The sequence below is a fragment of the bacterium genome, from assembly GCA_035559435.1.
GTDB lineage: Bacteria > Zixibacteria > MSB-5A5 > WJJR01 > WJJR01 > JACQFV01.
The window spans coordinates 62,065-75,435 of record DATMBC010000103.1 but is presented as its reverse complement, the minus strand read 5'-3'; the positions used below and the strand labels follow the sequence as shown (position 1 = coordinate 75,435).

General features: G+C 65.0%; 11 protein-coding genes. All 11 read right to left on the bottom strand.

Annotation, left to right across the window (positions count from 1 at the left end; genetic code table 11):
* Window positions 1–22 precede the first annotated feature (22 nt).
* The 11 genes from VNN55_11900 to aroE all read right to left on the bottom strand — a co-directional run bounded on the left by VNN55_11900 (window position 23) and on the right by aroE (window position 13,371).
* On the bottom strand, window positions 23–2,425 hold the full coding sequence (locus VNN55_11900; GenBank protein ID HWO58258.1) for a DNA translocase FtsK: 2,403 nt from the start codon (window positions 2,423–2,425) through the stop codon (window positions 23–25).
* Window positions 2,426–2,532: 107 nt separating this feature from the next.
* The gene (gene lptD / locus VNN55_11895; protein ID HWO58257.1) at window positions 2,533–5,781 is read right to left on the bottom strand and encodes an LPS assembly protein LptD; all 3,249 of its coding nucleotides are present in this window, start codon (window positions 5,779–5,781) and stop codon (window positions 2,533–2,535) included.
* 20 nt (window positions 5,782–5,801) lie between these two features.
* A complete protein-coding gene (locus VNN55_11890; protein ID HWO58256.1) occupies window positions 5,802–6,986 on the bottom strand; it encodes an aminotransferase class I/II-fold pyridoxal phosphate-dependent enzyme in 1,185 nt (394 codons plus the stop codon).
* On the bottom strand, window positions 6,983–7,975 hold the full coding sequence (locus VNN55_11885; protein ID HWO58255.1) for a histone deacetylase: 993 nt from the start codon (window positions 7,973–7,975) through the stop codon (window positions 6,983–6,985). Before VNN55_11885 ends, VNN55_11890 begins: the two co-directional genes overlap by 4 nt.
* A 5-nt stretch (window positions 7,976–7,980) precedes the next feature.
* Window positions 7,981–9,357, bottom strand: coding sequence for an MATE family efflux transporter (locus VNN55_11880; protein ID HWO58254.1), 1,377 nt, complete (start codon window positions 9,355–9,357; stop codon window positions 7,981–7,983).
* Window positions 9,358–9,416: 59 nt separating this feature from the next.
* Window positions 9,417–9,857 carry a type II 3-dehydroquinate dehydratase gene (aroQ, locus tag VNN55_11875; protein ID HWO58253.1) on the bottom strand — a complete coding sequence of 147 codons (441 nt, stop codon included), beginning with the start codon at window positions 9,855–9,857 and terminating at the stop codon, window positions 9,417–9,419.
* 7 nt (window positions 9,858–9,864) lie between these two features.
* A complete protein-coding gene (gene aroB / locus VNN55_11870; GenBank protein HWO58252.1) occupies window positions 9,865–10,992 on the bottom strand; it encodes a 3-dehydroquinate synthase in 1,128 nt (375 codons plus the stop codon).
* The gene (locus VNN55_11865; protein HWO58251.1) at window positions 10,989–11,573 is read right to left on the bottom strand and encodes a shikimate kinase; all 585 of its coding nucleotides are present in this window, start codon (window positions 11,571–11,573) and stop codon (window positions 10,989–10,991) included. The genes aroB and VNN55_11865 overlap by 4 nt, the downstream gene beginning before the upstream one ends.
* A complete protein-coding gene (locus VNN55_11860; GenBank protein HWO58250.1) occupies window positions 11,566–12,033 on the bottom strand; it encodes a nucleoside recognition protein in 468 nt (155 codons plus the stop codon). The genes VNN55_11865 and VNN55_11860 overlap by 8 nt, the downstream gene beginning before the upstream one ends.
* A 13-nt stretch (window positions 12,034–12,046) precedes the next feature.
* Window positions 12,047–12,490 carry a nucleoside recognition domain-containing protein gene (locus tag VNN55_11855; protein ID HWO58249.1) on the bottom strand — a complete coding sequence of 148 codons (444 nt, stop codon included), beginning with the start codon at window positions 12,488–12,490 and terminating at the stop codon, window positions 12,047–12,049.
* Entirely contained in the window at window positions 12,487–13,371 is an 885-nt protein-coding gene (aroE, locus tag VNN55_11850) for a shikimate dehydrogenase (protein HWO58248.1), read from the bottom strand. Before aroE ends, VNN55_11855 begins: the two co-directional genes overlap by 4 nt.

The following is a 13,371-nucleotide window of genomic DNA, read 5'->3' as shown; positions in this document are numbered from 1 at the left end:
TAACTCGTTGAATTACAATGGATTAATTTTGAGATTTGGCGAAGCGGTCCTCATAATCCTGCATCGACCAGAGGACCTCGCGGGCCTTGCTGCCGTCATAGGCCCCGACAATGCCCGATTCCTCGAGTTTGTCGATCAGCCGGGCGGCCCGTTGGTAGCCAATTCCCAGCCGACGCTGGAGCAGAGAAACAGAACCTTGCTTGTGGCGGATAACGACCTCGGCGGCCTCCTGGAACAGCTTGTCGCTGGAGCCATCCGGATCGCTCTCGTCCCCTTCCGAATCGCCGCCGGCGTCGACTTCGACCGTGCCGGAGAAAGTCGGAAGGGCTTCGGGAGACACATTCTGGGCGCGGAGGAACTCAACGATGGCCGAAGTCTCGGAGTTGGAGATGTAGGCGCCATGGACACGGACCGGCTCGGCCACTCCCGGCGAGAGGTAGAGCATGTCGCCCCGTCCCAGCAGTTTGTCGGCGCCGTTGACGTCGAGGATGGTGCGCGAGTCGATCTTGCTCGCAACCTGGAAGGCGATCCGGCATGAGAAGTTGGCCTTAATCAGGCCGGTGATAACGTCGACCGAAGGACGCTGAGTCGCCAGGATCAGGTGGATGCCGACCGCGCGCGCCATCTGCGCCAGGCGCGTGATCAGCAGTTCGATCCGTGCGGCCGACTGACTCATCATCAGGTCGGCCAGTTCATCGACGACGATGACGATGTACGGCAGCTTCTGGCCGGCGGGCGCCTTCTTATTGTAATCGTTGATGTTCCGTACTCCCATACCCGCCAACGTCTTATAGCGCTCATCCATCTCGCGGGCCGCATCGGCCAAGAGCCGCTCCGCTCCGCGCGGGTGGGTCACCACCGGACGTTCCATGTGCGGGATGCCGGCATAGACCGACAGCTCCAGCCGTTTGGGATCGACAAACAGCAGCCGAACATCGTTGGGGTGATGGCGGAAAAGCAGCGAGGTGATGATGACATTGATGCAAACGCTCTTCCCGGATCCGGTGGCGCCGGCAATCAGCAGGTGAGGCATCGCCGCCAAATCGGCAACAAACGGCTGTCCATCAATGGTCTGCCCCAATGCCAGCGGCAGGAGGGCATCGGAGTTGGCGAAATCTTCGCTGCCCAGAATCTCGGACAACGGCACCACTTCCGGGTCGCGATTCGGCACCTCGACACCGACGGCCGCTTTGCCGGGGACCGGTGCGACGATGCGTACGCGAGACGCCGACAGGGCCAGCGCCAAGTCATCGGCCAATCCCACAACCTGATTGACCTTTACGCCGGGCGCCGGTCGGAACTCATACCGCGTGATGACCGGACCGGGATAGGTTTCGATCGGGCCGTCAATCCCGACATCAAAGGTCGCCAGCGCCTTGGCGAGCAACTCGGCGCCGTTGGATTGGCCATCATGGCGGCGACGTCTGGCCGGCGGTTCCTCGAGCAAGTCCAGAGTCGGAAACTGGTAGTCGGTCCCCTCCGCCTGACGGACCATCTTCATCACCCGCCGGGGACGGGGAGTGGCGGTCTCATCGACATGGGCGGTACGGTCGGCAACGATCGCTTCGGCCTGCTCCACTGGCGATGGCGCGCCGGCCGGTTTGTCCGGCTCATAGGCCGCCCAATCGGGCAGCGCGATATCGGAGGCGGCTTCGGCAGGCGTGGATTTGCCACGCTTTACGGAAGTGCGCTGCTCAACCAGTTCGGCTTCGGCCTGCTTGCGCTCCGAGCGTGCTTGACGCCACCCGCGGTACTTGCCGGCAATGGCGGTGGCCAGCGCGGTGAACCGGCGCGACAGGATCGACGGCTGCTTCTCCTTTCCGGAAGTGGCGGGTTCGGCTTTGCGCGCGGTCCGTGCCGTCTTCTTAGCCGGACGGGCCACTTTGATCTTGTCCCAGGGCAGAATGAGCAGGATCGAACCCAGAAGCGCCGAGCCGAGGATCAACCCGCCGCCGACCACACCCAGCAAATTGGCGGTGCCGCCGGCGCAGATTCGTCCCAGCCAGCCGGAGAGGGTACGTCCGCCTTCGACCCAGGCATCCTGACGTCCCGCCGCCGGAAGGTCGACGATGACCCCCAGCACAAAGACCCAAGCCAGCACCCCGGCCGAATAGAGCACCGGGGCCATCGGCCGCGCCGAGAGAAAACGCTGCAGCCCGACAGCGCCAACCAGCAGGATGAGCAGGTAAGCGGAAAAGCCGAACCACTCGTAGAGGCCATAGGCGATCAACGCGCCGACGGTCCCGGCGAGGTTGTACGGATGGTAGCCATCCACCCACTCCTCATCGGAGCCGGCGCGTATCCAAGTGTCGTCCTCCGGCTGATGCGTAAACAGCGACAGCCAGACAAACAGGCACAATACGATCAGCAGAAATCCAAGGATTTCATTCCTGCGCTGATAATTCAGCGCGGCGAACAGCCGCATGGCGGGCGTCCCTTTCCCCAAGACCGACAGGTTTGACTGCCGGTCCTCCCCTGAAACCAGCGATTAAGCAACCCCTGTCGGGGGAATCTGTCAATGGGAAAAGCGGCTCAGAAGCGGCGGCCGAAAGCGCCGAGCACGCCGCTCTCCGAGCGCTCCAGTTGGATGTCGGGCAGCGACTTGACGTTGATGCGGAAGTAGTAGCCGGCGCCGGAGCCGCTCGGCACCCACAGAAATCGCATCTCCCAGCAGTGCAGATCGCGCGTCAGTTCGAACCGCTGATCGGTGACCGCGTGACGCGCCCAGTTGTAGGTCTGCTGGTAATTCACCGTCCAGTTCCTGGTCGGCTGGATATCGACCCGCCACCCGGTCCAGTGGTCCTTGAACACCGAATTGAGACTGCGCGACTCGGAGTAGCGGTAGGACAACGAGACATTGAACGGGATCTTCTCGACCGCGGCGGTCGTGTCCTGGCGGTCAAACTGTTCGCCGATGGCGGTCACGCTGGTAAACGGCGAGACCCCGCCGCGCAGACTGGTGCCCGCCGAGACGCCGAAACTGGTGAGCGTGGGATTGGTCCACTGCAGATCGAGAGTCTGCTGGTTGTACAGGTCCCAGACCGCGTCGACCGCCAGGTCCAGTTTGTTGATGTTGGTGCGGGCGTTGCCGGAGAAACTGCTCCATTTGCGCGCGTCGGCCTCGATATTGTAGCTGGCGCCGAGGCCGAAGTTGAGCAGGGTAATCTTCTTTTCGGCCTCTCCCTCATGCAGTTTCGCGTCCAGCGTGTTGGACACCGACAGACTGACCAACTGCGCGCGCCGGCTGGAGCCGCCGCCGTTGCCGGTGAAGGCGCGATACTCATCGCTGCGCGTGATGGCGGGCGTGAAGGAGTAACTGACCCGCGGGCTCATGGTGTGGCGGATGGCGTTAAGTCCCCACAGCCGCGGGTTGAGAAACCCATAGAGATTGGTGCCGGCCGAGATCCCGGCCGAGCCGGACAGTCGCCGCGCGCCGGTTTCGGTCGCTACGCCGGACTCATGCGCCAGCGGCGTGTCGAAGATGTAGTACCAGGTCTCCTGCAACGACGCGTTGGGGGAGACGCTGATGTAGCGCAGCAGCTTCTGCGGGAAGCTGAATGACGCGGAATGATCGGCCACCGCGTAGCGCTTCTCGTTGGTGGCTCCGGTGGTGTCGCCCGATTTGAGCGTGCGCGTGGTGTAGTGCGACAGGCGCGAGGAGTAGCTGACATACCCGTTGTGGTACCAGCGCGCATCCTGGCCCGAATCGGGAGCCAACAGCCGCCGCTGAAACATCTGGAAGTCCAGTTGCGGCAGACGGCGGGTCAGCGACTCGGTGTCGAGGTTTTCGGTGTTCTCGATGTAGGCGGTCAGCGACGCGCCTTTCCAGCGCTTGTTGAAGTTCAACTGCGATCGCAGGGTGCGCTGACGGCGGTCGGTCGGATCGAAACTGTAGTTCTGGTAGAACGACGCATCGGAGACAAAGTCCATGCTGCCGGACAGCGACGCCGACGGCGACAACGTCTGCTGATGCGAGCCGCGCAGACTCCAGCGGGTGGACTTGCTGGTGCCGACGGTCGTCGCCTGCGATTGCCGCGTGTAGGAACCCGACACGGTGCCGCTGAAGCGGTACCGCCAGGCATAGTTGAGCGTGCCGCGCAAAAGCACGCCCGAATCCTCGTTGTAGTCGAGCGCCCCCTCCACGTCCCAATAGTCCGACGCGGCCCAGTAGTAGCCGGCGTTGCCGATGAATCGTTCCCCCTGCTGGAAATTGCCAAATCGCAGCGGGAGGAAGCCGGAATGGCGGCCGCGACGGATCGGGAAGATGTAGTAGGGCAGCATCGCCACTGGCAGCTCGCCGATCTTTAGTTTCACCGGACGGGCGATCACCTTGTCGTTGCGGATGATCTCCATGTCGCGGCTTTCGAAGCGGAAGTGCGGCCGCTCCAGTTCGCAGGTGGTATAGATGCCATCGGTGACGAAATAGATGCTGTCGGTGTACTTGCGAAAATCGCCGCCCCGGTAGTAGGCGCCTTCGAACTCGGTCTTGGACTGGCGGATGCGGCCGCGCCGCGAGTCGATATTGTAAGTCAGCACGTCGCCGTTGATCGTCTGCTGCCCGTCGGTCAGCACCGGACGCTGCCGCCAGGCGGCCGTGTCGGACTCGCGGATGCCCCGCGCCAGCAGGTTGCGCCGGTTGGTCCAATAGGAGATGCGCCCGGCGTCCAGCACGATCGAACCGTACTTCAACTGCCCGTCGGCTTCCAGGTCGACACGGCTGGAATCGGGGACGAAGACAATCGTGGCGGCCTTGTAGTTGACGGTGTCGGAAGCGCCTTCGGCCTTCGGCGCCAGGTACTGTCCCTGCGCTCCGCCGGAGATGACGACGGTGGCGATCTGCCCCTGTTCGAAGTACAGCCAGAGCGAGTCGCCGGAGGCATGGTTGCTGCCCTCGGTGCTGTCCGCGGGCTGGTAATCGGTGTAGGCCTGCCCGACCACCCGGATGGCGCGCAGGGTGTCGTCTTCGACGAAGAAGTCGGCGGCACGGCCGCGGATGAGATTGGTGCCGCCGCCGCCCAGTGAGGTGTCGCGGTAGGTGCCCGACGCGTTGCCGATGGCGCGCACCTGACGCACCCCGCGTCCGGAAAACTCCATCACCAGCGTGTCGCCCTTGATCGTGCCGCCGATGCCGCGGGCCGAGGGCGCGCCCGACATCACGGCGCGATTGGAATCGGGATAGATGGTGCCGGCTTGGCCGGTGGCGATCCAGTCGCCCTTGACCACCCGCACATGACCGAGGCCATCGCCGCGTCCGGCGGGACGATTGTAGATGATCGTGTCGGCGGTGACCCGGGTCTGCGCAAGCGAGTCGAGGAGAAAATCCCAGATGACCACCGGCAACGAATCGGCCACCGCCAGATCGCCGGCCCGGTCGTAGCGGGCCCGTTGCGACCAGAGCAGGAAACTCTGCGTGGTATCCTCCAGATGAACGTCGCCCAGCGCCAGCACTGTGCGGCCGGCGCGTTCATAGGTCATGCTCTGCGCTTCCACCCAGCGTTGCGGTTGCTGCACCAGCACGCGGCCATCCAGCTGGATGATGCCCGCCTCCTGCTTCCAGATGGCGCGGTCACCGCGCAGGCGGGTCTCCCCTTGCGAGAAGCGCACATCGCCGAACAACCGGTACTCGGTCTGGTCGCCGGCGCGATAGACTTCGGTCGAGTCGGCGTGCTCGAGGATGAGCGGTTCGCGCCCCTCCTGCGCCGCCGCCGGCAAGAACCGGAGCGCGACCAGAGCCGCGAGAATCAGGCCGCGATGTCGCGAGGATGTCTGGATCGTGGCCATTGTGCCCCCCGGCTTCCCATTCAGATGGCCGCCAAGGCCTGCGACAAATCGGCTTTGAGATCAAAAGCGGCTTCGAGCCCGACCGACAGACGCACGGTTCCGTCCGTCACACCGACGCGCGCGCGTTCGGCCAGGGTGGCATGGACATGCGAGGTCAGAATCGGCATCGAGACCAGTGACTCCGGCCCGCCGAGCGAAGCGGCATGCACGATCAGCCGCAGATGGTCAAGAAATCGCGCCGCCGCCGCATAGCCGCCCTCAATATCCAGCGCGATCACCGCCCCGTAGGCGCGCATCTGACGCGTCGCCGCCGCATGGCCGGGGTGCTCCGGCAGACCGGGATAATGCACCCGCGCGATGCGTTTCTGTCCAACGGCCCAGCGGGCCAATTCCGATGCGGTGGCCGACTGTCTCTCAACCCGCAACGCCAGCGTCATCAAACCACGATTGACCAGAAAGGCGGCATGCGGATCCATCACCCCGCCAAGCGACTTGCGCGCCTCATAGACACGCGCGGCATCGGCCGATGGACCGGCCACCAGCGCGCCGCCGATCAAGTCGGTGTGCCCGCCCAGGTACTTGGTGGCCGAATGCATCACCCAATCGATGCCCCAGGTGAGCGGCTTTTGCAGGATCGGCGTGGCAAACGTGTTGTCGATGGCCGAGAGGACAGCGTGCTTCTGGCACAGCCGCGCGATGGCCGGTCCATCGAGCACGCGCACGGTGGGATTATTGGGTGTCTCAAACCAGCAGGCACGCGCGCCGGCCAGCGTCCGGTCGAGCGCGTCGAGATCATGGAAGTCGACCTTCTCGACCCGCACTCCCTGCGCCGCCAGATAGGAGTCGAAAAAGTGCGCGGTGCCGCCATAGAGTTCGGTGGAGGCGACCAGGCGGTCGCCGGGGCGAAGAAACGCGTAGCACCAGGTCGCGGTTGCGGCGGTGCCGGAGGCAAAGAGGAAGGCGCGGGCGCCGCGCTCGAGGGCGGCCAGCTTGTCCTCCACCTCGTCGATGGTCGGGTTTTCGTAGCGGGTGTAGATATAGCGCTTCACTTCCCCGCGCGCCAGCGCCGCCGCCTCGGCGGTGTTGGCGAAACGGTACGTGGAGGACAGATGGATGGGCAGCGCCAGCGCGCCATGGTCATGGGCGCGGGCCCCGTGCGCGCAGATGGTGGCATCCGACAATTCGCGTGATGGTTCCTGGCTCACCGGTCGTTCCTCCCCGCTTCGAGCAGCGCCGCGACATGCGCCGACACCGCGTCGGCCAACGCCCGCAGATTGTACCCGCCCTCGAGCACCGAGACGATCCGTCCGCCGCAATGTGTCTGCGCAAACGCGCACACCCGCCGTGTCGCCTCGGTGAATCCGTCGGTTGTGACCCTCAGGTTGGCCAGCGGATCGTCGGCATGGGCGTCGAAGCCGGCGGAAATCAGGATCAGGTCGGGATGGATCAGTCGCCCGGCTTCATCAAGAATCTCCCGCACCGCGTCCAGGAAGGCGTCATCGCCCGATCCGATCCCGAGCGGCTTGTTGATCGTGTATCCCTTGCCCGGGCCGCGCCCGATCTCGTGCGCCGCGCCGGTGCCGGGGTAGAACGGATACTGATGGATCGAGGCATAGACGACATCGGGGCGTTCATAGAAGATCGACTGGGTGCCGTTGCCGTGGTGCACATCCCAGTCCAGAATGAGCACACGCGCCTCCGGGTCGGCGGCGACCACATCGGCGGCGGCGATCGCCACATTGTTCAGAAAACAGAATCCCATGGCCCGGTCGGCGGGGGCGTGGTGGCCCGGCGGGCGCACCGCGCAGAAGGCGTTGGCCAATTCACCGCGCCTGACGGCGCGGGTGGCGGCGAGTGCGCCGCCGGCCGCCAGACGCGCGATCGCCGGCGTGTCCTTGCCGCAAAATGTGTCCGGGTCGAGTTGCCTGCCTTCGGATTTGTCGAGATCGGCCAGATAGCGCCGGGTGTGCACCCGCAGGATTTCGGCATTGTCCGCCGGGCCGAATTCAAGCGGGCACAGTTGCTCCAAAAGTCCCGTCTCGCCGAGCCGCTCGTTAATGGCGGTTAGCCGCTCCGGGCATTCCGGGTGCGCCTGATCGGCGTTGTGCGCCAGAAAGCGCGGCGAAAACACCCATCCTGTCCGTCCCGGCGCCGACATGGCATGAAGATAGCGGATGCCCGCGGACGACACCATGCCGCTTAGTGAACGGTCTTGTGTTTCCAAGTGCCGCGGGCAAACCAAATGTAGAGGACGACCGCCTTGCCGACGGTGGTGATCGAGATGGTCCACCAGATGCCGTCGGGGCCCATCTGCCAGTGCTGCGCCAAAAGCCAGGCGAGCGGCACACGCGCCACCGCGCCGGGGATGGCGACGATCATCGGCGGCAGGGTGTGTCCGGCTCCCGAAAACGCGCCCTCGAGCACAATTTCCCAGCCCATGAAAATCTGCGAGAGCGCCAGGATGCGGACGTAGTTCCGTCCCGCGTGGATCACCGCCGGATCGTCGGTGAACACCCGCACGATGACTTCGGGGAAGATCAGAAAGAGAATCGACGTGAGTCCGATGAAGGCGGAGACCAGTTGGATGGTCTTGTGGGTCATCGCGGCGGCGCGCTCGGGATTGCGGGCCCCGAGGTTCTGTCCGACGAGCGTCGCGGTCGCCAGCGCAAAGCCGGAGGCGACCAGGTAGTTGATCGACTCGATCCGGTTGCCGATGCCGAGCGTGGCGACAATTTCGGTGCCGAACGAGGCGGTGATCCGGTTGATGAAAAGGTAGACAATGGAAAAGACAATGCCTGAGATCGAGATCGGCAGGCCAATCATCACCAGACGGCCGATGCGCGCCCAGTCCATCCGTCCAAGGAGACCGAAATCGACCGGGAATGGCAAACGGCGTCCGCGCGCCAGCCAGAGTATGAGCGAAGTCGAGATGCCATAGGAGATCGCCGTCGCCACCGCCGCCCCCGCGGTTTCCATCCGCGGGAAGGGCCCGATGCCGAAGATGAACAACGGATCGAGCACCATGTTGAAACCGAGCCCGACGGCGAAGACCACCAGCGGGGTCCGTGTGTTGCCCGAGGCGCGGAACAGCGCCGCCGCCCACTCGGACAGCACGATGAAAAAGGCGGTCAGAAAGTAGATGCCCAGATAGGTGGAGGCAGTCTCGGCGACCAGCGGCTCCAGATGCATGACATCGATGATCGGACGGCGGAAGAAGAACCCCGGCAGGGCGATGAACGCGGCGAACATCAGCCCGAACCGCCAGGTCTCGCCGGCGACATCGCGGGCGCGGTCATAGTCCCCCGCCCCGAGAAACCGCGAGACCATCGCCACCACGCCGGTGGAGAGCACGCTCACCAGCGAGTACATGATCCAGAGCACGAAGGTGGCGGAGATCACCGCGGCAATCGGCGCGGCGCCGAGACGACCCACCCAGATCAGGTCGACCACCGCAAACAACGTATGCAGGATCATCGACACGGTGGCCGGCCACGCCAGGCGCAGGATCGCCTGGTACGGGTGGCCGCGCAGCACCGATTCGATGTCGCGTGAGATGGGAGTCGAAGGGGTTTCCATGGGCCGCCGGGGTTGGCGCCCAAGGTACTGCGAAGCGGCGGACAACGCCAAATACTACACTAACGGTCGAGGATCAGGCGCGCCATGCAGTCGACCGCCAGCAGGTAACCGTAAGTGCCCAACCCGACGATGACCCCGCGGCAGGCGCCCGACAGCAACGAGGTGTGGCGGAAGGGCTCGCGGGCGTGAATGTTGGAGATGTGGACTTCGATGACCGGGATCGAGAGCGACGCCACGGCGTCGCGCAACGAGACGGAGGTGTGCGCCAGTCCGCCGGGATTGAGGACGATCCCCTCAACGGGGCCATGGGCGTGGAGACGGTCGATCAATGCCCCCTCGTGGTTGGACTGGAAAAACTCGGCCTGCAGGCCCAGATCCTGGGCGCGCGCGCGGATCCGGGCGTTGAGTTCATCCAGTGTCTCGGAGCCATAGATGTGCGGCTCGCGCATTCCCAGACGGTTGAGATTGGGGCCGTTGATTACCAGAATCGTATGCGCCACGCGGTCCTCACTTGGTCGAGTCCAACCAGCGCCGCACGTACCGCAGCGCCTCCACTATTTCATTGTCGGCCACATCGCGCACGCTCGCCACTGCCCCGATGCGCCGCGGCAACAGCCAGGTGTTGCGTCCACCCTGGCGTTTCTTGTCCAGCGCCAGATGCGCGATGACCGCTTCGGGCACAAAACGCGGGGACCAGATCGAAGGCGCCAGCGGCCTGCAGAGCGACTCCAGCCGCGCGAGATCCGACGACGGGAAGACTCCCCGTGCCGCCGCGATGGAAGCGACCCCCACCATTCCCAACGTGACCGCCTCCCCATGGCGGAAGATACGGTACTTGCCCCATGCCTCGAGCGCGTGGCCGAGCGTATGGCCGAAATTGAGCCGGTGCCGCAATCCGCGGTCGTGTTCATCGGCCTCGACGATCCGCAGTTTGATGGCGGCGCAGGCGGCGATTACCGCGGCATCGATGGGACGGTCCCCGCGCACCCAGGACGGGAGACGTCGCTCGCATGTCTCAAACAACGCCGGATCATCGATGACGCCGTATTTCACCACCTCCGCCAGCCCGGCGCGCAGTTCGCGCGATGGCAAGGTCGCAAGCAGAGTCGGATCGATGACCACCCCGGTGGGCTGATAGAAACAGCCGATCAGGTTTTTCCCCAGTCGGTGGTTGATGCCGACTTTGCCGCCGAGAGCGGAATCGACTTGTCCGACGATGGTGGTCGGCGCCTGCCACAGCGGCAGGCCGCGCATGAAGGTGGCGGCGGCAAAGCCGGCGGCGTCGCCGACTGTCCCGCCTCCGAAGGCGATGACCGGAGTGGAGCGATCGTAGCCCTGACGAAACCAGCGCTCATGGAGGGAATCGACCACGGCGCGGGTCTTGATGCGCTCACCCGGCGGCAGAACGTAGCGGTCGACCCGCCATCCCGCGGCGGTCAGGGCACGGTTCAGCGGTCCCAGGTGGAGACGCGCCACGGTCATATCGGTCACCACCACCAGCGCCGTGGTCGACGCCGGAACTTTGCCGAGCAATCGCGGCAGCAGCGTGGCAATGTCCGGACGGAGATAGACCGGCACACGCGCGCCGGGCGTCTGTCCGATGAGGGTGGGACGAAGCGGACGTGTGGCGCTCATGGATGATCCTGACGCTGGGTGGCGGCGTGAAAGTCGGATTCGATGCGGGAGACCACTTCATCCACCGACAGACGCGTTGTGTCGATGGTGAAGTCGGCGATGCGCTCGTAGGCGGCGCGTCGTTCGGCCAGGAGCGGCGCAATAACTTCCTCGAAACGCCTCCGACGCGCGGCATCATCGCCGGAGAGTGTCGTCACGTCGGCCAACAACGGCCGCTCGGCCAAGGTGTGCCGGACACGGTCCCAGATGGCGCCCGGCTCGGCGGTCAAAAGCCAGCAGCGGCCGGTGGCACGCACGACGTTGACGTTCGCTGGCCGCAACGGTGTCCCACCCCCCAGCGCGATCACCGTGTGGGGTGAAACAGCCGCCAGACGCAGCGCGCGCGACTCGAGATGCCGGAAGCCCGACTCCCCTTCACTACGGAAGATCTCCGGGATGCCGCGATGGCGCAGGGCGACGATCATCGCATCCAAGTCGATGAAATGCCAGCCCAGTCGGGCGGCGAGACGCTCGCCGACGGCGGTCTTGCCGGTGCCCATGAATCCGGCGAGGTAGATGTGACGGCGCGTGGTCTCAAACATGCTCAGTTGCAACCTCCTCCGGCTCCGGCCGGATCGGCCAGGCCAGCCGGGAGAAAATGTAGACAATCAGCATCGCCGCCACAAACCGGGTGATCACCAGGACCCAGGGATTGGCGCCGACCACGACGAACAGCAACGTGTCCTCGACAATCGCATGGCAAAGGCAGAGAAACAGCGCGATCAGAAAAACCTGACGGCGCGAGATGTGCCCCGATTGCGACTGCGGAATCAGCACCCCGGCGCCATACGAAATGCCGAAAAGGATGCCGGTCATCAGCGGAAAGAGCGCCGGAGGACGGAAACCCACCGGGGCGAAGAGATGATTGCTGGATTGAATGAAACGGTCAAACCAGCGCCGGGTACGCGCCCACTCCAGGAACATCAGCAGCGGCATGACGATCAGAAAGATCTTGAGCGCCAGACTGCCCAATCCACGCGCGATTTCGAAGGCGGCGTCCATTGGCTCCTCTCCTCTAATGCGACATCAGGGCGGCCACGATCCAACCCAGTCCCCAACCGGCGGTGACGCGAATCGCCGCCAGCACGCCGAACGGCACGCGCATCAGGCGGAAGATGGCGCTTTCCATGATGTGCGAATGCGAAACGCCGAGGATGATGGCCGCGACGGTGACCGCGGTCGGATCCCAGTGGCCGGCGGCAATCACCGCGAGGGCGGCATAGAGATTGACAAAGTGCCCGAGCACCATCGCCAACGCGGCATCGCCGGGCAGATGCCAGATGCCCATGGCCGGTTGAAAGAACGCGGCGATCGCTGGCAGCACGGGAGTCCGCGACAACAGCGCAATCCCGACGTAGACCGGGATCATGACACGCATCAAAATCCAGAAGGTGCGCAACCCCTGCCCGGCGCCGCGCTTGAGGATGACGACAGTCGACTCGGTCGTGGCAGTGTTCACGGCAGATGCGGCAGACGCAACAGTGTCGTTCGTGTCCGGACAGGGAAGGCGCGGCCGGTCCAGCGCCGGAAGGCGGCCTCGGCCTGGGCAATCAGCATCGGCCAGCCGTCGATGATCCGGCGGCATCCGGCGGCCCGGGCCTCGCGGGCAAAGAGCGTGGGACGCGGGCGATAGACCAGATCGAAGGCGATGGTGGCGGACCGTAGCCGCGTCCCACGCGGCAACAGGCGCGTTGCCGGCGTTCCCGCTGTGCCGACCGGCGTGGCATTGACCACCAGCGCCGCGGCCAAAAGCGCCTCCTGGAGATCGCGCGCCGGCGCGAACGCCGCGGTGGTCAGATGCGCCGGCGACATCCGGTCCTGCAGGTCATGGATCAAACGGCGCGCCGCGGCGGGATGACGCGCGGCGATGGTCACACGGGCCATCCGGAATTCCTCGATCAACGCCGCGGCGGTCGCGCGCGCGCCGCCCCCGGCGCCGAAGATGACCGCTTCGCCGCCGCGCAGACGCGCGCGATGGGGTCCCAGCGCCGCCACCACGCCGGCGATGTCGGTGTTGACGCCGACCAGACGCCCGCGTTCGAGGGCAATGGTGTTTACCGCACCCACCTGACGGGCCGATGGATCGCAGACATCCAGCAAGGGCATGACCGTTTGCTTGTACGGCACGGTGACATTCAGTCCGCGAATGGGCGCGCGGCGCATCGCGGCCAGAAGCGAGGGCAACTCGCGCGCGGCGATGTCGAAGATGCCATAGTCGGCGGACCAGCCCAATTCACGGAACACCGCGCGGAAGATGAATGGCGACTGTGTGTACGAGATGTTGCGCCCCACGATGCCGTAGAGTCCGGTGCGGTAACGATCGGCGGCGCGGGTGGGCAT

Bases quoted from the DNA above. Each gene is read 5' to 3' on its own strand.
- VNN55_11900 (HWO58258.1), bottom strand. From the start codon at position 2,425: ATGCGGCTGTTCGCCGCGCTGAATTATCAGCGCAGGAATGAAATCCTT.
- lptD (HWO58257.1), bottom strand. From the start codon at position 5,781: ATGGCCACGATCCAGACATCCTCGCGACATCGCGGCCTGATTCTCGCG.
- aroB (HWO58252.1), bottom strand. From the start codon at position 10,992: ATGAGCGCCACACGTCCGCTTCGTCCCACCCTCATCGGACAGACGCCC.
- aroE (HWO58248.1), bottom strand. From the start codon at position 13,371: ATGCCCACCCGCGCCGCCGATCGTTACCGCACCGGACTCTACGGCATC.
- VNN55_11885 (HWO58255.1), bottom strand. From the start codon at position 7,975: ATGGTGTCGTCCGCGGGCATCCGCTATCTTCATGCCATGTCGGCGCCG.
- VNN55_11860 (HWO58250.1), bottom strand. From the start codon at position 12,033: ATGGACGCCGCCTTCGAAATCGCGCGTGGATTGGGCAGTCTGGCGCTC.
- VNN55_11880 (HWO58254.1), bottom strand. From the start codon at position 9,357: ATGGAAACCCCTTCGACTCCCATCTCACGCGACATCGAATCGGTGCTG.
- VNN55_11865 (HWO58251.1), bottom strand. From the start codon at position 11,573: ATGTTTGAGACCACGCGCCGTCACATCTACCTCGCCGGATTCATGGGC.